Raw genomic sequence first — 18,286 nt, 5'->3', positions numbered from 1 at the left:
CCTGACATGCTGGTTCTTCCCTCCGTGCTGACGCTTGACCAGGCATCGGGTTGTCTGGCCATGCTGCTTCAGGGCCTCAATGGCCAGGCGCAGTCCGAGGTCATCGCGGACGCTTCTGCGTTGCAGCAATTCGATTCGTCGGCGCTGGCGGTGCTGCTGGCCTGCCGCCGGGCTTGCCTGGCCAGCGGAAAGACGTTCCAGGTGCGCGGGCTTTCACCGCGGCTGTTGCAACTGGCCACCTTGTACGGCGTGGCCAGTCTGCTGAGCGAACCGGGCTGACGCCGGTGCAACCGGTTCATCGCGCACCGGTATCGGTGCGCGGCCAGCCCGTAAAATAAGCATCTCTCATGCCAGCGATCTCCTTTCAGTCTGTTTCCAAGACCTTTCCGGCCGGGCGCGGCGGCACTGGCGAACCCCTCAAGGCCCTTGACAACGTCAGCTTCGACATCGAAGAAGGCGAGTTTTTCGGGCTGCTCGGACCCAATGGCGCCGGCAAGACCACCTTGATCAGCATCCTGGCCGGTCTGGCGCGCGCCAGCGAGGGGCGGGTGCTGGTGCAAGGGCACGACGTGCAGCGTGATTTCGCGCAGGCGCGCCGTCGCCTGGGCGTCGTGCCGCAGGAACTGGTGTTCGACCCCTTCTTCAATGTCCGCGAGGCCCTGCGCTTCCAGTCCGGCTACTTCGGGGTCAAGCACAACGATGCCTGGATCGACGAACTGCTGGACAGCCTCGGTCTGGCCGACAAGGCCGATGCCAACATGCGCCAGCTCTCCGGTGGCATGAAGCGCCGGGTGCTGGTGGCGCAGGCATTGGTGCACAAGCCACCGGTGATCGTGCTGGACGAGCCCACCGCCGGCGTGGATGTGGAATTGCGTCAGACGCTGTGGCAGTTCATCGCCAGGCTGAACAAGCAGGGACACACGGTACTGCTCACCACCCACTACCTCGAAGAGGCCGAAGCGCTCTGCAGCCGCCTGGCGATGCTCAAGCAGGGGAGGGTGGTGGCGCTGGCCACGACCTCCGAACTGCTCAAGGCGGCTTCGAGCAATGTGCTTCGCTTCAAGATCGATAGCGAACTTCCACCCGCGCTCGCTGGAAAAGCCCGGATTACGGGCCGAATCGTGCAGTTTCCCGCGCACAATGCGCTTGAAGTGGAGCGCTATCTGGCCGCCATCCGCGAAGCCGGCCTGCGCGCCGAGGATGTCGAGATCCGCAAGGCGGACCTCGAGGATGTGTTCCTCGATGTGATGGCTGGTGGTCGCGCCGTCGCGCAAGGCGAAGGCACATCATGAGCGGCTGGCAGACCCTGTTCTACAAGGAAGTGCTGCGCTTCTGGAAGGTCAGTTTCCAGACCGTGGCCGCACCGGTGCTCACCGCCGTGCTCTACATGCTGATCTTCGGCCACGTATTGGAAGACCACGTCAAGGTGTACGGCCAGGTGAGCTACACCGCCTTTCTGGTGCCCGGCCTGGTGATGATGAGCGTGCTGCAGAACGCGTTTGCCAACAGTTCGTCCAGCCTGGTGCAGAGCAAGATCATGGGCAACCTGGTGTTCCTGCTGCTGACGCCGCTGTCGCACTGGAGCTGGTTTTTCGCCTATGTGGGGTCGTCGGTGGTGCGTGGCCTGCTGGTGGGCACCGGCGTGTTCATCGCCACCGCATTTTTTGCCACGCCAGTCTTTGTCGCGCCGTGGTGGATCGTGGTGTTCGCCGTGCTCGGGGCGGCCATGCTGGGCGCGCTGGGTCTGATTGCCGGACTGTGGGCCGAGAAATTCGACCAGATGGCGGCGTTCCAGAATTTCATCATCATGCCGATGACCTTTCTCTCCGGCGTGTTCTATTCGATCCATTCGCTGCCGGCCTTCTGGCAGGGGGTCAGTCACCTGAATCCGTTCTTCTACATGATTGACGGTTTCCGTTTCGGCTTCTTCGGGGTCAGCGATGTGTCGCCCTGGCTGAGCCTGGGCATCGTGGGATCCTCGTTGCTCGTTATCAGTGGCATTGCCGTGCAGTTGCTGCGCACGGGCTACAAAATCAGGGGTTAGGAAGCACATGACTGCAGAAGAGCTCAAGTCCATCATTTCCGCAGGGCTTCCCTGCGAGCACCTGGCGCTGGAAGGCGATGGTCGCCATTGGTATGCCACCATCGTGTCCACCGCGTTCGAGGGGCGCCGTGCCATCGCCCGCCATCAACAGGTGTATGCCACGCTGGGGGCGCGCCTGAAGACGGACGAAGTGCATGCCCTTTCGATGAAAACCTACACTCCCGCCGAATGGGCGGCCCTGCCGCGCTGAACCGCGGCGCAGACAGACTGTTCATGGACAAACTCATCATTCGGGGGGGACGCCAGTTGTGCGGCGAAGTCCCGATCTCCGGCGCCAAGAATGCCGCCCTGCCCGAGCTGTGCGCGGCCCTGCTGACCGCCGAGCCGGTCACACTGACCAACGTGCCCCGCCTGCAGGACGTGGCCACCATGCGCCGCCTGCTGGACAACATGGGCGTGAAAACCCAGACCCATGGGGAGCGCGGCGGCATGACGCTGCACGCCGCCAATCCCATCACACCCGAAGCGCCGTACGAACTGGTCAAGACCATGCGGGCCTCGGTGCTGGCGCTGGGGCCCTTGCTTGCGCGTTTCGGCGAAGCCACGGTCTCGCTGCCAGGCGGCTGCGCCATCGGCTCGCGCCCGGTGGATCAGCACATCAAGGGGCTGCAGGCCATGGGAGCCGAGATCACGGTCGAGCATGGCTACATGATCGCCAAGCTGCCCAGCGGACGCACGCGACTCAAGGGCGCGCGCATCACCACCGACATGGTCACCGTCACGGGCACCGAGAACTTTCTGATGGCCGCCACGCTCGCCGAGGGCGAGACCATCCTGGAAAACGCCGCCCAGGAGCCGGAGATCCCTGACCTGGCGGAGATGCTGATCAAGATGGGCGCGAAGATCGAAGGCCATGGCACCCGTCGCATCCGCATCCAGGGCGTCGAAGCCCTGCACGGCTGCGAACATGCGGTCGTGGCGGACCGGATCGAGGCAGGCACCTTCCTGTGCGCGGTCGCTGCCACCGGCGGCGACGTGGTTTTGCGCCACGCGCGAGCCGACCATCTGGATGCCGTGATCGACAAGCTGCTGGAGGCTGGCGTCAATGTCACCGATCTGGGAAAGGACGGTGTGCGGGTGCAGGCCGCCTCACCGGCCTATGACTACCTGCAGGCCATGAGCTTTCGCACCACGGAATACCCGGGCTTTCCCACCGACATGCAGGCGCAGTTCATGGCACTCAACTGCATCGCGCAGGGCACCAGCAAGGTGACCGAGACGATCTTCGAAAACCGCTTCATGCACGTGAACGAACTGGTGCGCCTGGGCGCGCACATCCAGATTGACGGCAAGGTCGCAGTGATCGAGGGTGTTCGCGCCCTCTCGGGTGCCACTGTGATGGCCACCGACCTGCGGGCGTCGGCCAGCCTGGTGATCGCCGGGCTGGTGGCCGAAGGGGAGACAGTGGTTGACCGCATTTACCATCTGGACCGCGGATACGACCAGATGGAAGCCAAGCTGCGCGGCATTGGCGCCGACATTGAAAGAATCAAATGATGACCCCCACGTTCGTCGCTTCGCGTACGTCACTGCCCCCCCAGGGGGCGCGCGCTGCCTTTGAGGCGGCTCGGCAGGTAGCGCCATGATCACTCTCGCGCTGTCCAAGGGCCGCATCTTCGAGGAAACCCTGCCGCTGCTGAAGGCGGCTGGTATCGAGGTGCTGGAAGACCCGGAAACCTCCCGCAAGCTCATTCTCCCGACCAACCAGCCGGGCGTGCGGGTGGTGCTGGTCCGTGCCACCGATGTACCCACCTATGTGGAATATGGTGGCGCCGATCTCGGCGTGACCGGCAAGGACACGCTGCTGGAGCACGGCGGACAGGGCCTGTACCAGCCGCTGGACCTTCGGATCGCCAAGTGCCGCATGAGCGTGGCCGTGCGGGCGGACTTTGACTACGCGAGCGCGGTCCGCCAGGGTTCGCGGCTGGCGGTGGCCACCAAATACACCACCATCGCCCGCGAATTTTTCGCCACGAAAGGCGTGCACGTCGACCTGATCAAGCTTTATGGCAGCATGGAACTGGCGCCGCTGACCGGGCTGGCTGACGCCATCGTCGATCTGGTGTCCACCGGAAACACGCTGAAGGCCAACCAGCTCGTCGAGGTGGAGCGCATCATGGACATCAGTTCGCGCCTGGTGGTGAACCAGGCCTCGCTCAAGCTCAAGCAGGCGCCGATCCGCGCCATCATCGACGCCTTTGCCGGCGCCTTGTCCGAATCCTGAACCATGAGCCTGAACGCCGCTCCTCTTCGCCTGTCCACCACCGATCCGACCTTTGAGGCGGCGTTCAAGGCACGCCTGCACTGGTCGGCCGACACCGATGCTGCGATCGAGCAGCGCGTGGCCGACATCCTGTCCGATGTGCAGGCGCGCGGCGATGCAGCCGTGCTGGCCTACACCCAGCGCTTCGACGGACTGGCGGCCGCCTCGATGGCCGAGCTGGAGCTGACGCAGGCGGAGCTGAAGGCCGCGTTCGACGCCTTGCCCGCAGCCCAGAAAGCAGCGCTGCAAGCGGCGGCCAGCCGGGTGCGGCGCTACCACGAGGCGCAGAAAGCGGCCAGTGGCGAGAGCTGGAGCTACCGCGACGAAGACGGCACGCTGCTCGGCCAGAAGGTGACCCCGCTGGACCGCGTGGGCATCTACGTGCCGGGTGGCAAGGCCGCCTATCCGTCGAGCGTGCTGATGAACGCCATTCCCGCCCATGTGGCCGGTGTGGGCGAAATCATCATGGTGGTGCCCACGCCCCGGGGCGAGCGTAACGCACTGGTGCTGGCGGCGGCCTATGTGGCGGGCGTGACCCGGGCCTTCACCCTCGGCGGTGCGCAGGCCGTGGCCGCGCTGGCCTATGGCACCGCCACCGTCCCCAAGGTGGACAAAATCACCGGCCCCGGCAACGCCTATGTGGCCAGCGCCAAGAAGCGCGTGTTCGGCACGGTCGGCATCGACATGATCGCCGGCCCCAGCGAGATCCTGGTGCTGGCCGACGGCAGCACGCCGGCCGACTGGGTGGCGATGGACCTCTTCAGCCAGGCCGAGCATGACGAGCTGGCACAGAGCATCCTGCTGTGTCCGGACGCGGCCTACATCGAGGCGGTGCAGGCCGCCATTGACCGCCTGCTGCCCGCCATGCCGCGGCGCGAGATCATCGCCCGCTCGCTCAACGACCGCGGGGCGCTGATCCTGACGCGCAGCATGGAAGAGGCGTGCCAGATCAGCAACCGCATCGCGCCGGAGCACCTGGAGGTTTCCAGCCGCGATCCGCACCGCTGGGAGCCCCTGCTGCGCCACGCCGGAGCGATCTTCCTGGGCGCCTACACCAGCGAAAGCCTGGGGGACTACTGCGCGGGCCCCAACCACGTCCTGCCCACCAGCGGCACCGCCCGTTTCAGCTCGCCACTGGGGGTCTACGACTTCCAGAAACGCAGCAGCCTGATCGAGGTCAGCGAACGGGGCGCGCAGCAGCTGGGCCTGATCGCCGCTGAACTGGCCTATGGCGAAGGCCTGCAAGCCCACGCCCGCGCCGCCGAGCTGCGGCTGTCCGAAGTGCCCCCCATGAGAGTGCCCCGATGAGCGAAGTCAGTCCTCAACTCCTGAAACGGATCCGCCAGGACGTGCAATCGATGCACGCCTACGCGATCCAGGATTCGGTAGGCATGGTCAAGCTCGATGCGATGGAGAACCCCTATTCGCTGCCGCACGCGCTGCAGGTTGAACTGGGCCAGCGCCTGGGCGCGCTCGCGCTGAACCGCTACCCGGATGCCCGGGTGAACGACCTGCGCAAGGCGCTGGCCGCCTATGCCGGCATGCCCGAGGGCTTCGACATCATGCTGGGCAATGGCTCGGACGAGCTGATCTCCCTGCTGGCAATGGCCTGCGACGTGCCGGGTGCTTCCGTCCTCGCGCCGGTTCCGGGCTTCGTGATGTACGCGATGAGTGCGCAGCTGCAAGGGCTGGCGTTCCACGGCGTGCCGCTGACAGCCGACTTTGAACTCGATGAAGCTGCCATGCTGGGCGCCATCGCCACGCACAAGCCGTCCATCGTCTACCTGGCCTATCCGAACAACCCGACCGCCAACCTGTGGGACGACGCGGTGATCGAGCGGATCATCGAGGCCCAGGGCGCGCAGCGCGGCCTGGTTGTGATGGACGAGGCCTACCAACCATTTGCCAGCCGCAGCTACATCGACCGCATCCACCGGCATCACCATGTGCTGCTGATGCGCACGCTCTCCAAGTTCGGCCTGGCCGGCGTGCGGCTGGGCTACATGCTGGGCCCGAAGGCGCTGATCGCCGAGATCGACAAGGTGCGCCCTCCTTACAACATCAGCGTGCTGAACTACGAGTGCGCGCTGTTCGCCATCGAACATGCCGATGTGTTCGCGGTGCAGGCGGCCGAGCTGCGCGAGCAGCGCGGCCATCTGCTCCAGGCGCTGGGCCAGTTGCCGGGTGCGCACCCCTTCAAGAGCGAGGCCAACATGATCCTGCTGCGGGTGCCGGACGCGGCGAAGACCTTTGCCGGCCTGCGCGAGCGCAAGGTGCTGGTCAAGAACGTTTCTAAAATGCACCCGTTGCTGGACAACTGCCTGCGCCTGACCGTCGGAACCCCCGAGGAGAACGCGCAGCTGCTGGCGGCACTGAAAGCCTCCCTATGACCACCACCGCGCGCACCGCCGAAGTCACCCGCAACACCGCTGAGACCCGGATCACCGTCCGCGTCAACCTTGACGGCACCGGCCAGGCCCGGCTGTCCACCGGCATCGGTTTTTTCGACCACATGCTGGACCAGATCGCCCGCCACGGGCTGATTGACCTGGACATCCAGGCCGAAGGCGACCTGCACATCGACGGCCACCACACGGTCGAAGACGTGGGCATCACGCTGGGCCAGGCGGTGGCCAAGGCGGTGGGTGACAAGAAGGGCATCCGCCGCTACGGCCATGCCTATGTGCCGCTGGACGAGGCACTCAGCCGGGTGGTGATCGACTTTTCCGGCCGGCCCGGGCTGGTGATGCACGTGCCGTTCAAGAGCGGCATGATCGGCACCTTCGACAGCCAGTTGGCATTCGAGTTCTTCCAGGGCTTCGTCAACCACGCCTTCGTGACCCTGCACATCGACAACCTGCGCGGCGAAAACGCCCACCACCAGGCCGAAACCGTGTTCAAGGCCTTTGCCCGGGCGCTGCGCGCCGCGCTGGAGCTGGATCCGCGCTCGGCGGGCACGATTCCGTCCACGAAGGGCTCGTTGTAGCATGATTTTCAGGGAAAAAGGCACGATCCCGTCGTCGGAAGGTCATAGTTTGCTATGAACAATCTAGCAAAAAAGGTGGCGGTCGTGGACTACGGCATGGGCAACCTGCGCTCGGTGGCCCAGGCGGTGATCCACGCGGCCACTGACACCGGTGTGGACGTGGTCATCACGGCCAGTCCGCAGCAGGTGCTCGACGCCGACCGGGTCGTCCTGCCCGGACAGGGCGCGATGCCCGACTGCATGCGCGAGCTGCGCGAGTCCGGCCTGCTGGCCTCGGTGTTGGATGCGGCGGCCAAGAAGCCGCTGTTCGGCGTCTGCGTGGGCATGCAGATGCTGCTGGAACACAGCGCCGAAGGCGATACACCGGGCTTGGGCCTGATCGCGGGGGACGTGCGAAAGTTCGACCTGGCCGGCCGGATGCAACCGGACGGCAGCCGTTACAAGGTGCCGCAGATGGGCTGGAACCAGGTCTTTCAATCGGCGCACCAAGGCACGGTCCACCCGGTTTGGCGCGACGTGCCGGACGCGAGCTGGTTCTATTTCGTGCACAGCTTCTACGCCCATCCGTCGGAAACACGCCACACTGCGGGCGAGGCCGATTACGGCGGACGCTTTGCCGCCGCGATTGCACGCGATAATATTTTTGCGACGCAATTCCACCCCGAGAAGAGCGCCGCCCAGGGTCTGGCCCTGTACCGGAATTTCCTGCACTGGAACCCCTGATTTCCTGCTCCTCACCTCCTTGTCCACGGCGTCATGCCCCACTGACATGATCTTGATTCCCGCGATTGATCTCAAAGACGGCCACTGCGTTCGCCTCAAGCAGGGTGACATGGACCAGTCCACCACGTTTGGCGAGGACCCCGCGGCCATGGCGCTCAAGTGGGTGGAGCAGGGCGCGCGCCGGCTGCATCTGGTGGATCTGAACGGCGCCTTTGCTGGCAAACCGCAGAATTACGCGGCGATCAAGTCGATTCTCAAGGCCGTCGGTGACGACATCCCGGTGCAGCTGGGCGGGGGCATCCGTGACTTGGACACCATCGAAAAATACATCGACGGCGGCCTGCGCTACGTCATCATCGGCACGGCCGCGGTCAAGAACCCGGGCTTCCTCAAGGATGCCTGCACCGCGTTCGGCGGGCACATCATCGTGGGCCTCGATGCCCGTGACGGCAAGGTCGCCACCGACGGCTGGAGCAAGCTCACCCGCCACGAAGTGGTGGACCTGGCGCGCAAGTTCGAGGACTGGGGCGTCGAATCGATCATCTATACCGACATCGGCCGCGACGGCATGCTCTCGGGCATCAACGTCGAGGCCACGGTGCGCCTGGCCCAGGCGCTGAGCATTCCGGTGATCGCCTCCGGCGGCCTGTCGAACATGACGGACATCGAGCAGCTTTGTGCGGTCGAGTCCGAAGGGGTGGAAGGCGTCATCTGCGGACGCGCCATCTATTCCGGCGACCTGGATTTCGCCGTGGCGCAGCGGCGCGCCGACGAGCTGAATGGCTGAGCGCGCGGCGCCAGCGTCTTCACACCTTCCGCAAGTGCCCGCTGGCATGGGCATGAATAGCCAGGACTTGGCCATGCCGGGCATCGAATACCGCCCATTTCAGGGCCAGTCTTGCATTCGGCTGGCACTTCCCCAGGGCGACACGGTCACTGTGGCCTTACATGGCGCGCAGGTGCTCTCCTGGCAGTCTGGCGGGCGTGAGCGTCTCTATCTGAGCCCCAGGGCGCTGTTTGACGGCCGTTCGGCCATTCGCGGCGGTATCCCCGTGTGCTTCCCGCAGTTCAATGCGCGCGGCTCGCTGCCGAAGCACGGGTTCGCACGTACCCTGCCTTGGGCGCAGTTTCCGGGGTTGGCGGCCGGTACATCGCCACCTGGGTCCGACGACGGCGCGCAGGTCTGTTTGCAGCTGTGCGCGACGCACGGCACCCGCGCCCTCTGGCCGCAGGCATTCGAAGCGGTCCTGACGGTCAGCCTGCGGCCCGGCAGCCTTCAGGTTGCTCTGAAGGTCGACAACACCGATGTGCAGCCGCTTCAGTTCACCGGGGCGCTGCACACGTACCTGGCGGTGGACGATATCGCGGGCGCGCGTCTCGAAGGCCTGCAGGGGCAGCGCTGCTGGAATGCGGTGACGGACCAGACCGGGCTGGCCAGCGGCTGCATCGGCTTCAATGGCGAGTTCGACCGGGTCTATGCTGCCGCGCCTTCCGCGTTGACCCTGCACGACGGCCCGCATGGCATGCAAGTAGCCCAGAGCGCAAGCTTCGCCGATACGGTGGTCTGGAACCCTGGCGCCGAACGGTGCGGCCGTCTGGGCGACATGCCACCCGATGGATTTGCTCGGATGCTGTGCGTCGAGGCGGCGCAGGTGATGAGCCCGGTGGAAGTTGCTGCAGGCCAGACCTGGCAGGGCTGGCAGCGTCTCACCGTGCTTTGACGGCGGGCGCCGACCCGGTCCGGCGAGCGGGCTGCCATGGTCTGCAACCTACAATCCCGCCATGCTTGCCAAACGTATCATTCCCTGCCTTGACGTGACCGGTGGCCGCGTGGTCAAGGGCGTCAATTTTGTCGAATTGCGGGACGCGGGTGACCCGGTGGAGATTGCCGCGCGCTACAACGACCAGGGCGCTGATGAGCTCACCTTCCTGGACATTACCGCCACCAGCGACGGCCGCGACCTGATCCTGCACATCATCGAGGCCGTGGCCAGCCAGGTGTTCATTCCTCTGACGGTCGGCGGCGGGGTGCGCACCGTCGAGGACGTGCGCCGCCTGCTCAACGCGGGCGCTGACAAGACCAGCTTCAACTCGGCGGCGATCGCCAACCCGCAGGTGATCCGCGACGCCTCGGCCAAATACGGCGCCCAATGCATCGTGGTGGCCATCGACGCCAAGCGCCGCTTCGGGGACGACCTGCTGGATCGCGGCGAAGGCTGGGACGTCTACAGCCACGGAGGGCGCAAGAACACTGGCCTAGATGCGGTGGCCTGGGCACGGCAGATGGCTGAGCATGGCGCCGGCGAGATCCTGCTGACCAGCATGGACCGCGACGGCACCAAGGCGGGCTTTGACCTCGAATTGACGCGTGCTGTGAGCGACGCGGTCAGTGTGCCGGTGATCGCCTCGGGCGGCGTGGGCACGCTGGACCACCTGGCCGATGGCATCCAGACGGGCGGGGCGGATGCCGTGCTGGCCGCCAGCATCTTCCACTATGGCGAGTTCACGGTGGCGCAGGCCAAGGCGCGCATGGCCGAACGCGGCATTCCGGTGCGGATTTGAAGCATTTCTGCCCATTCCCCATCGTCGAATGGTCATAAGTAGCTATCAAAATGAAAGTATCCTCAAATCACTGACAATTCCCTCATGAACTGGCTCGACGAAGTGAAGTGGGACGCCCAGGGGCTGGTCCCGGCCATTGCGCAGGAAGCCGCGACGGGCGACGTGTTGATGTTCGCCTGGATGAACCGTGACGCCCTGCAGAAGACCGCGGAGCTGGGTCGGGCGGTGTATTTCAGCCGCTCGCGCGGCAAGCTGTGGTTCAAGGGCGAGGAGTCGGGCCATGTGCAGACGGTGCACGACATTCGCCTGGACTGCGACAACGATGTGGTCCTGCTCAAGGTCACGCAGCTCGGGCACAAGCCCGGCATCGCGTGCCACACCGGGCGCCACAGCTGTTTCTTTCAGCGCTATGACAACGGCGGCTGGAAAACCGTCGAGCCGGTCTTGAAAGACCCCGAATCCATCTACAGATAGTGCCCATGTCCTCCCACGATTCCATGGTCCGAAATGCTGAAGACGCTTTGGCGCGTCTGGCCGCCGTCATCGAGAGCCGCAAGGCCGCCAACGGCGGTGACCCCGAAAAGAGCTACGTCGCACGCCTGCTGCACAAGGGGCCGGACGCCTTCCTGAAAAAGATCGGCGAAGAGGCAACCGAGGTGGTCATGGCTGCCAAGGACGCCGACCATGGCGGCGACCCGAACAAGATCATCTATGAAGTGGCCGACCTCTGGTTCCACTCGATGATCGCGCTGGCGCACTACGGTCTGACTCCGGCCCAGGTGGTGGCCGAACTGGAACGCCGCGAAGGCACCAGCGGGATCGAGGAAAAGGCCTTGCGCAAGGCCCAGGCGCGGGAGGCACAGGAATGAACGATTCGCAACTCGACTCCATGCGCACCGTCAGCTGGGTCAGTTACCTTCTGCACCTGATCGTGGCGGTGGGCGCGGTGTTTCCGGGCGCGCAGGCCAGCCTTGCGCTTCTGCTGGTGGCGCTGATCATGGATCTGGTCAAGAAAGGCGATGCCGATGGCAGCTGGATGGCGTCCCATTTCAGCTTCCGCATCCGCACGGTCTTGTGGGCCGGTGTGCTGTATGCCGTGACTTCGCCGCTGTGGCTGCTGCTGCTGGCGCCTGGCTGGCTGGCGTGGGGCGTCATTTCAATCTGGTTCCTCTACCGCATCGTCATGGGCATGGTGCGGATGAACAAAGACCTTCCGATGGAGACCTGAACCGTGCCGACCGCTGGACCATCCGCTGCCCATGATCCGAATTGCCTCTTCTGCAAGATTGTCGCCGGCAAGATTCCCTCGAAAAAGGTCCATGAGGATGACGAGGTCTTCGTCTTCCACGACATTCACCCTTGGGCACCGGTGCATTTCCTGATGGTGCCGAAAGTGCATGTTCCCTCGCTGGCCCACGCAGGGCCGGATCATGTCGGCCTGCTGGGGCGCATGATGGCGCTGGCGCCGAAGCTGGCGCTGGAGCAGGGCTGCCGGCCCTATCCGGAAGGCGGCTTCCGGGTGGTGGTCAACACCGGAGCCGAGGGCGGGCAGGAGGTGCATCACCTGCACATCCACGTCATGGGCGGTCCGCGGCCCTGGCTGAAGGGTTGAATTGGCCCGTGGTGCCGCTGGCACCCGGTGCCAGACTAGAATCCCGCATATTCGTTAGGAGTTATCCATGGGTTCATTTTCCATTTGGCACTGGCTGATCGTTCTGCTGATCGTGGTGATGGTGTTCGGCACCAAGAAGCTCAAGAACATGGGTTCGGATCTGGGCGGCGCCGTCAAGGGTTTCAAGGACGGAATGAAGGACGGATCGGCCCCCGAAGAGAAACCCGCCCCGCCGACCGGGCAGGTGAGCAACGCGGCCAACGCCGAAAAGACCACCATCGACGTCGAAGCCAAGACCAAGTCCTGATCCGTTCGTTGCAGTCCCGACACCCGTGATCGACCTCGGCATTTCGAAGATCGCGCTGATTGGCGCGGTGGCGCTGATCGTCATCGGGCCGGAGAAATTGCCGCGCGTGGCCCGCACCGTCGGCACCCTGCTGGGCAAGGCGCAACGCTACGTGTCGGATGTCAAGGCCGAGGTCAACCGGTCGATGGAACTGGACGAACTCAAGAAGATGAAGGAAACGGTGGAAAGTGCGGCGCGCGACGTCGAGCAGACCATCCAGACCGGCACTGCCGATTTCGAGAAACAGTGGTCGGAGACCACGGCCGGGCTGAGCTCGGACAGCCCGGGTACGGCCTGGGAACCGCCGCCACCCGAGTACAAGCATCCCCGCAAGAAGTGGCGGCTCAAGCAGGGCGCGACGCCTCAGTGGTACAAGGCACGCAACGGCGTCCGGACCCGGGCCCTGTCAGGGGCTGCGCGCGTGGCGCGTTACCGTCCGCAGAAATTCAACTAGCCGTCTTCGGCTGCGCCCGACCCTCTGGTCTGGCTTGCCTTATTCACCATGTCCGATCCCCAGAACAAAGCAGAAGACGAACTCGCCGGCACCGAACAGCCGTTCGTGGCGCACCTCGTTGAATTGCGCGACCGGCTGATCCGCATGCTGCTCGCGATCGCCGTGGCGGCCATCGCGCTGGGCTTGTATCCGGGGCCTGGCCGGCTTTACGACCTGCTGGCGGCTCCGTTGATCGCGACCCTGCCCACAGGGGCCACGCTGATTGCGACCTCGGTGATCTCGCCGTTCATGGTGCCGTTGAAGATCCTGCTGATGGCGGCCTTCCTGATCGCCTTGCCGGTCGTGCTGTACCAGCTCTGGGCCTTTGTGGCGCCGGGCCTGTATACACACGAGAAAAAACTCGTATTGCCGCTGGTGGTTTCCAGCACGGTGCTGTTCTTCATTGGCGTGGCGTTCTGCTATTTCTTTGTATTTGGCCAGGTGTTCAAGTTCATCCAGGGCTTCGCGCCCAAGAGCATCACGGCCGCGCCGGATATCGAGGCCTACCTGACGTTCGTGCTGACCATGTTCTTTGCCTTCGGGCTGGCCTTCGAGGTGCCCATTGCGGTGGTCGTGCTGGCGCGCCTGGGGGTGGTCAGCATTCAGAAGCTCAAGGATTTTCGGGGCTACTTCGTGGTGCTTGCGTTCATCATCGCAGCCATCGTGACCCCGCCGGACGTGGTGTCGCAGCTCGCGCTGGCGATTCCCATGTGCCTGTTATACGAGCTGGGCATCTGGGCGGCCCGGATCTTCATCAAGCACACCCAGGCTCCGGACGCCGAGGCAGGGACCGAGCCCTCCTGAACCTGTTTTATTGGTTCATTTGGCCCATTCCCAGCATCGGATGGTCCTCAACAGCTATCAAAAACTGAGTCTGTGACTACCGGGCTGCTTGGCGAGGCCGCGGTCGCAGGCCCGGTGTCACGTCAATTTCCACTTTTTCCTCACGACGCAGCAGGCTGAAGCGCGCCGGTACCCCCGGTTTGAGTGCCGCCACATGCGACAGCAGTTCGCTGACCGACGCGAGGGTCTTGCCGGCAACGGCGGTGATCACGTCGCCCGGGCGGATGCCTGCCTGCGCAGCCGGACCGTTCTGGAGCACGCCGGTGATGATGACCCCGGACGCGGCCTTCACGCCGAAGGTTTCAGCCAGCTCGGGTGAGAGGTCGTTGGGCTCGACGCCGATCCAGCCCCGGGAGACCTGGCCGTCGCGCACGATGCTGTCCAGCACCATCTTCGCGGTGGACACCGGGACCGCAAAACCGATGCCCATGCTGCCGCCCGAGCGTGAATAGATGGCGGTGTTGATGCCCATGAGATGTCCGTTGACATCGACCAATGCCCCGCCAGAGTTGCCGGGGTTGATCGCGGCATCGGTCTGGATGAAGTTTTCGAACGTGTTGATCCCTAGCTGGTTGCGCCCCAGGGCACTGACGATGCCACCCGTCACAGTCTGACCGACACCGAACGGGTTGCCAATGGCCAGCACATGGTCGCCCACGGCCAGGGCATCGGAGTTGCCCAGCACGATCACGGGCAGCTTGTCGAGTTCGATCTTGAGGATGGCCAGGTCCGTGTCCGGGTCGGTGCCAATGACCTTGGCCTTGGTCCGGCGGCTGTCGTTGAGGATCACCTCGATCTCGTCTGCGCCTTCCACAACGTGATTGTTGGTGAGGATGTAGCCGGAGGGACTGACGATGACGCCACTGCCCAAGCCCTCCTGGGGCTGGTTGCCCTGGTCGCCGAAAAAGAAGCGGAACCAAGGATCACCGCTGCGCGGGTGCCTTTCGGCCGCCTTGCTGGTGTTGATGCTGACCACGGCGGGTGACGCGCGCTTGGCCGCAGGGCTGAAGCTGCCGGCGGCCACTGTGCCCGATCCGCCCGACGGTGCCTCGATGACGGACACGGCGCCGCTCAGCGTGGGCCGCTTGTTCAGCCATTCCGGCTTCATGACACCGACGACAAAATACGCGGCCAGCAGCACCGTGACGGATTGAGAGAACAGCAGCCAGAGTCGTTTCATGCGGTGAAGCCGGGATTCGCCCGGTCAGGCGGTGGCCAAATTGTAGGTGGGCCGGCAGCAGCCGGCGGTCGCGCGCGCCGTCAACCGGCCGGAATTCAGGGACAATGACCGGATGACTCCAGGACTTTCCCCGGCATCGCCCCTTGCAGTTGTCGAGCGTGGCGCGGTGCTCCAGGCGTTCGATGCCGTGCTGCAGCCCGAGCGATTCAAGGATTACGGACCGAACGGCCTGCAGGTCGAGGGGCGGCAGGGCATCCGCAAGATCGTCTCCGGGGTGACGGCGAGCCGGGCGCTGATCGAAGCGGCGATAGCTGCCCAGGCGGATGCGCTCTTTGTGCACCATGGCCTGTTCTGGCGTGGCCAGGATGGCCGCGTGACCGGCTGGATGAAGCAGCGCCTGGCCCTGTTGCTGGCGCACGATGTCAACCTCTTTGCCTACCATCTTCCGCTGGCTGCGCACCCCGAATGGGGCAACAATGCGCAGCTTGGCCGGGTGCTGGGCCTCAGGGCCGATGCCCGTTTCGGCGAACAGGAGCTGGGTTTTGTGGGGGGCTGGGCTGACGGGCAGCCGTACCTCACCGCTGGGGAGACGACACGCCATCTTGAACTGAGGTTGGGGCGGCCAGTGGTCAGTGTGGTGGGTTCGCAGGAGCCCATTCGCACGATCGCTTGGTGCAGCGGCGGTGCGCAAGGCTATTTCGAAGCGGCCATTGCGGCCGGTGCGCAGGCCTTTATCACCGGGGAGATCTCGGAGCCGCAGGCCCATCTGGCGAGGGAATGCGGCGTGAGCTTCTTTGCCTGCGGACACCATGCCACCGAGTGTTTCGGTGCGCCCGCCGTGGCTTCACATGTTGCGGAGCAGCTCGGGCTTGTGCACGAATTCATCGAGATTGCCAATCCGGCCTGAGCCATGCCCGTGATTCCAGCGCGCCCAAGCCAGCTGCCGATCGCGATCACCATGGGTGATCCGGCCGGAATCGGCCCCGAAATCATCGCCAAGGCGTTTCGTGACGATCCAGCGGTCACCGCAGGCTGTTTTGTTGTCGGCGATATGGCAACCCTGCGCCGCGCCAGTTCGGTCGTGAGCGGGCCGGGAAGGCCGCTGATCCCGGTGTCCCGGATCGACGCGCCGCAAGATGTCTTTGAGACGCCGCCGCGCTGCATACCGGTGCTCCAGATGCCGCGGCGCCTGGGGCCGGTCGCTGTAGGCCGGGTGAGCGCCGAGGCGGGTCAGGCGGCTGCCGACTGTGTGGTATGGGCCGCACAGGCGGCTCTTCGCAAGGAGATCGGCGCAATCGTGACGGCGCCCCTGCACAAGGAAGCGCTGGCCGCGGCTGGCATCTCCTACCCGGGGCACACCGAATTGCTGCAGGCGCAGGCGGCTGCCTTTCTCGGCAAGTCCGTTTCGGAAGTACCGGTTCGCATGATGCTGGCCAATGACGAGTTGCGCACGGTCCTCTTGAGCATCCACGTCGCCTTGCGCGACGCGATTGACGCCGTGACCCCTGAAAATCTGCTGGAAACTTTGCGCATTACGCACGAATCCGTTGGGGCCTTGCTACAACGCGCCCCCCGCATTGGCGTGGCGGGCCTGAATCCACATGCCGGGGAAGGCGGCCTTTTTGGGCGGGAAGAAATCGACACCATTGCGCCGACGATCGAAACGGCGCGAAGGGCCGGTATGGATGTCAGAGGCCCTTTCGCACCGGATACCGTCTTCATGCGGGCACGGGCAGCTGCAGGCGAACCGGGGGAATTCGATGTGGTGATTGCGATGTACCACGACCAGGGGCTGATTCCGGTCAAGTATCTCGGCGTTGACAAGGGCGTCAATGTCACGTTGGGCCTGCCAATACGTCGCACGAGCCCCGACCACGGCACGGCGTTCGACATCGCTGGTACCGGGCAGGCTGACGCGTCCAGCCTGATCGAAGCAATCCGATTCGCTCGGGTTCTCGCGCCGTGAGTCTCGCTTTTCAACAGCCGGGCGGAGGGCCCACCCGGCCCGGCTTCATTTTCTGAGGCTGTCGCGGATTTCGCGCAGGAGCAGCACGTCTTCCGGCGTCGGTGCAGGTGCCGGCGCTGGAGCGGGCGGGGCTTCCTTGCGCAAGCGGTTCATCTGCTTGACCATCATGAAGATGATGAACGCCAGGATGATGAAATTCACTGCCACCGTGATGAAGTTGCCGTAGGCAAAGACGGGCACGCCCGCCTTCTTGAGCGCATCCAGGTTTGTGGCCGTTCCGGCCGGCACGTTGCCCAGGACGACAAACAGGCTGGAGAAATCCAGCTTTCCGAACACGGCTCCAACCAGGGGCATGATCAGGTCGGCAACGACCGAATCCACGATCTTGCCAAAGGCGCCGCCGATGATCACGCCGACGGCCAGATCCATCACGTTGCCCTTGACCGCAAACTCCTTGAATTCAGACATCATTCCCATCGATCAAGCTCCGCCATTTGGTTGAAATAGGACAGTATTCACGAGAAACCAAGTGTGTCAAGCCAAGGTCTGGCTGTCTGCACCGCTTGATCGGTCAGAGGCCAAAGTCGTCAGCTACAATCTCGGGTTGACCCTGATACAGACCGCATTCTTGAGGATTCCCATGAGTGACACCCCAGTCGACAACAGCAAACGGACCTGGATGATTGCATCTGGTTGCGCCGGTGCCGCGGGCGGTATTGCTGCCGCCGTCCCCTTTGTCAGCAGCATGATGCCTTCGGAAAGGGCCAAGGCGGCTGGCGCGGCAGTAGAGGCAGATATTTCCGGCCTCAAGCCGGGCGAGAAACTGACCGTGGAGTGGCGTGGAAAACCGGTGTGGATCGTGCGTCGTACGCCCGAGCAACTGGCTGCTTTGCCCAAGCTTGACCCGCAACTCGCCGATCCCCTGTCATTGCGCAAGCCCGGAGAGACGCCGGACTATGCCAAGAACGGATGGCGCTCGCGCAAACCCGAAATCTTTGTCGCAGTGGGTATTTGCACGCATCTGGGCTGTTCCCCTTCTGACAAGTTCACGCCGGGACCACAGCCGTCGTTGCCGAACGACTGGCAAGGTGGGTTCTTCTGCCCTTGTCATGGATCGACGTTCGACATGGCCGGGCGGGTCTACAAGAACGTGCCGGCTCCTGACAACCTTGAGGTGCCGCCCTATATGTTCCTTTCCGACAGCAAGC

Annotated in this window: 25 protein-coding genes; 23 read left to right on the top strand and 2 right to left on the bottom strand. The window is 64.4% G+C overall.

Features of this window, described 5'->3' with window-relative positions:
* The first annotated feature begins 6 nt into the window (after positions 1–6).
* The 20 genes from ACMUOY_RS13995 (at position 7) to tatC (ending at position 13,893) form a co-directional block, all read left to right on the top strand.
* Positions 7–279 (top strand): lipid asymmetry maintenance protein MlaB, encoded by a 273-nt coding sequence (locus tag ACMUOY_RS13995; RefSeq protein WP_413893345.1) that lies wholly within the window; start codon positions 7–9, stop codon positions 277–279.
* A 68-nt stretch (positions 280–347) separates the two neighbouring features.
* Entirely contained in the window at positions 348–1,292 is a 945-nt protein-coding gene (locus ACMUOY_RS13990) for an ABC transporter ATP-binding protein (RefSeq protein WP_413893344.1), read from the top strand.
* A complete protein-coding gene (locus tag ACMUOY_RS13985; RefSeq protein WP_413893343.1) occupies positions 1,289–2,044 on the top strand; it encodes an ABC transporter permease in 756 nt (251 codons plus the stop codon). The genes ACMUOY_RS13990 and ACMUOY_RS13985 overlap by 4 nt, the downstream gene beginning before the upstream one ends.
* Before the next feature lie 7 nt (positions 2,045–2,051).
* Complete coding sequence (locus tag ACMUOY_RS13980) at positions 2,052–2,294, top strand: BolA family protein (protein ID WP_413893342.1); 243 nt, start codon at positions 2,052–2,054, stop codon at positions 2,292–2,294.
* Positions 2,295–2,317: 23 nt separating this feature from the next.
* Positions 2,318–3,601: a UDP-N-acetylglucosamine 1-carboxyvinyltransferase gene (murA, locus tag ACMUOY_RS13975; RefSeq protein ID WP_413893341.1), complete on the top strand. Its 1,284-nt coding sequence runs from the start codon at positions 2,318–2,320 to the stop codon at positions 3,599–3,601.
* 85 nt (positions 3,602–3,686) lie between these two features.
* Positions 3,687–4,328: an ATP phosphoribosyltransferase gene (gene hisG / locus ACMUOY_RS13970; RefSeq protein ID WP_413893340.1), complete on the top strand. Its 642-nt coding sequence runs from the start codon at positions 3,687–3,689 to the stop codon at positions 4,326–4,328.
* A 3-nt stretch (positions 4,329–4,331) separates the two neighbouring features.
* Positions 4,332–5,675, top strand: coding sequence for a histidinol dehydrogenase (hisD, locus tag ACMUOY_RS13965; protein WP_413893339.1), 1,344 nt, complete (start codon positions 4,332–4,334; stop codon positions 5,673–5,675).
* Positions 5,672–6,757 (top strand): histidinol-phosphate transaminase, encoded by a 1,086-nt coding sequence (gene hisC, locus ACMUOY_RS13960; RefSeq protein WP_413893338.1) that lies wholly within the window; start codon positions 5,672–5,674, stop codon positions 6,755–6,757. The genes hisD and hisC overlap by 4 nt, the downstream gene beginning before the upstream one ends.
* On the top strand, positions 6,754–7,353 hold the full coding sequence (gene hisB, locus ACMUOY_RS13955; RefSeq protein WP_413893337.1) for an imidazoleglycerol-phosphate dehydratase HisB: 600 nt from the start codon (positions 6,754–6,756) through the stop codon (positions 7,351–7,353). Before hisC ends, hisB begins: the two co-directional genes overlap by 4 nt.
* Before the next feature lie 54 nt (positions 7,354–7,407).
* Positions 7,408–8,076 carry an imidazole glycerol phosphate synthase subunit HisH gene (hisH, locus tag ACMUOY_RS13950; RefSeq protein WP_413893336.1) on the top strand — a complete coding sequence of 223 codons (669 nt, stop codon included), beginning with the start codon at positions 7,408–7,410 and terminating at the stop codon, positions 8,074–8,076.
* A 46-nt stretch (positions 8,077–8,122) separates the two neighbouring features.
* Entirely contained in the window at positions 8,123–8,863 is a 741-nt protein-coding gene (hisA, locus tag ACMUOY_RS13945) for a 1-(5-phosphoribosyl)-5-[(5-phosphoribosylamino)methylideneamino] imidazole-4-carboxamide isomerase (protein ID WP_413893335.1), read from the top strand.
* 52 nt (positions 8,864–8,915) lie between these two features.
* Positions 8,916–9,797: a D-hexose-6-phosphate mutarotase gene (locus tag ACMUOY_RS13940; RefSeq protein ID WP_413893334.1), complete on the top strand. Its 882-nt coding sequence runs from the start codon at positions 8,916–8,918 to the stop codon at positions 9,795–9,797.
* Positions 9,798–9,858: 61 nt separating this feature from the next.
* Positions 9,859–10,638, top strand: coding sequence for an imidazole glycerol phosphate synthase subunit HisF (gene hisF / locus ACMUOY_RS13935; protein WP_413893333.1), 780 nt, complete (start codon positions 9,859–9,861; stop codon positions 10,636–10,638).
* 84 nt (positions 10,639–10,722) lie between these two features.
* Entirely contained in the window at positions 10,723–11,112 is a 390-nt protein-coding gene (hisI, locus tag ACMUOY_RS13930; RefSeq protein WP_413893332.1) for a phosphoribosyl-AMP cyclohydrolase, read from the top strand.
* Positions 11,113–11,117: 5 nt separating this feature from the next.
* Positions 11,118–11,507: a phosphoribosyl-ATP diphosphatase gene (locus tag ACMUOY_RS13925; protein ID WP_413893331.1), complete on the top strand. Its 390-nt coding sequence runs from the start codon at positions 11,118–11,120 to the stop codon at positions 11,505–11,507.
* Positions 11,504–11,866 carry a DUF4870 family protein gene (locus ACMUOY_RS13920; protein ID WP_413893330.1) on the top strand — a complete coding sequence of 121 codons (363 nt, stop codon included), beginning with the start codon at positions 11,504–11,506 and terminating at the stop codon, positions 11,864–11,866. The genes ACMUOY_RS13925 and ACMUOY_RS13920 overlap by 4 nt, the downstream gene beginning before the upstream one ends.
* Before the next feature lie 3 nt (positions 11,867–11,869).
* Positions 11,870–12,250: a histidine triad nucleotide-binding protein gene (locus ACMUOY_RS13915; protein WP_413893329.1), complete on the top strand. Its 381-nt coding sequence runs from the start codon at positions 11,870–11,872 to the stop codon at positions 12,248–12,250.
* A 67-nt stretch (positions 12,251–12,317) separates the two neighbouring features.
* Positions 12,318–12,557: a Sec-independent protein translocase subunit TatA gene (gene tatA / locus ACMUOY_RS13910; RefSeq protein ID WP_413893328.1), complete on the top strand. Its 240-nt coding sequence runs from the start codon at positions 12,318–12,320 to the stop codon at positions 12,555–12,557.
* 25 nt (positions 12,558–12,582) lie between these two features.
* Entirely contained in the window at positions 12,583–13,050 is a 468-nt protein-coding gene (gene tatB, locus ACMUOY_RS13905) for a Sec-independent protein translocase protein TatB (protein WP_413893327.1), read from the top strand.
* 48 nt (positions 13,051–13,098) lie between these two features.
* Positions 13,099–13,893, top strand: a complete 795-nt coding sequence (gene tatC, locus ACMUOY_RS13900) for a twin-arginine translocase subunit TatC (RefSeq protein WP_413893326.1) — start codon at positions 13,099–13,101, stop codon at positions 13,891–13,893.
* 76 nt (positions 13,894–13,969) lie between these two features.
* Here tatC and ACMUOY_RS13895 read toward each other — a convergent pair whose 3' ends face one another.
* Positions 13,970–15,112 carry a trypsin-like peptidase domain-containing protein gene (locus tag ACMUOY_RS13895; protein ID WP_413893325.1) on the bottom strand — a complete coding sequence of 381 codons (1,143 nt, stop codon included), beginning with the start codon at positions 15,110–15,112 and terminating at the stop codon, positions 13,970–13,972.
* A 112-nt stretch (positions 15,113–15,224) separates the two neighbouring features.
* Between ACMUOY_RS13895 and ACMUOY_RS13890 the strand changes: the two genes are divergently transcribed.
* Entirely contained in the window at positions 15,225–16,019 is a 795-nt protein-coding gene (locus ACMUOY_RS13890; RefSeq protein ID WP_413893324.1) for a Nif3-like dinuclear metal center hexameric protein, read from the top strand.
* A gap of 51 nt (positions 16,020–16,070) precedes the next feature.
* On the top strand, positions 16,071–17,078 hold the full coding sequence (gene pdxA / locus ACMUOY_RS13885; protein WP_413893406.1) for a PdxA family protein: 1,008 nt from the start codon (positions 16,071–16,073) through the stop codon (positions 17,076–17,078).
* Between the two features lie 45 nt (positions 17,079–17,123).
* On the opposite strand, the gene mscL is transcribed toward pdxA, so the two are convergent.
* Positions 17,124–17,555 (bottom strand): large conductance mechanosensitive channel protein MscL, encoded by a 432-nt coding sequence (gene mscL / locus ACMUOY_RS13880; protein ID WP_413893323.1) that lies wholly within the window; start codon positions 17,553–17,555, stop codon positions 17,124–17,126.
* A 163-nt stretch (positions 17,556–17,718) separates the two neighbouring features.
* Between mscL and petA the strand changes: the two genes are divergently transcribed.
* Positions 17,719–18,286 (top strand): ubiquinol-cytochrome c reductase iron-sulfur subunit (gene petA / locus ACMUOY_RS13875; protein WP_413893322.1); only part of this gene is annotated, 568 nt, incomplete at its 3' end.

Origin of the sequence: Candidatus Skiveiella danica, assembly GCF_022705245.1 — a bacterium.
Classification (GTDB): Bacteria; Pseudomonadota; Gammaproteobacteria; order Burkholderiales; family Burkholderiaceae_C; genus Skiveiella; species Skiveiella danica.
Note: the sequence above shows the minus strand (reverse complement) of the source record. Positions and strands in the feature narration are given on the sequence as shown.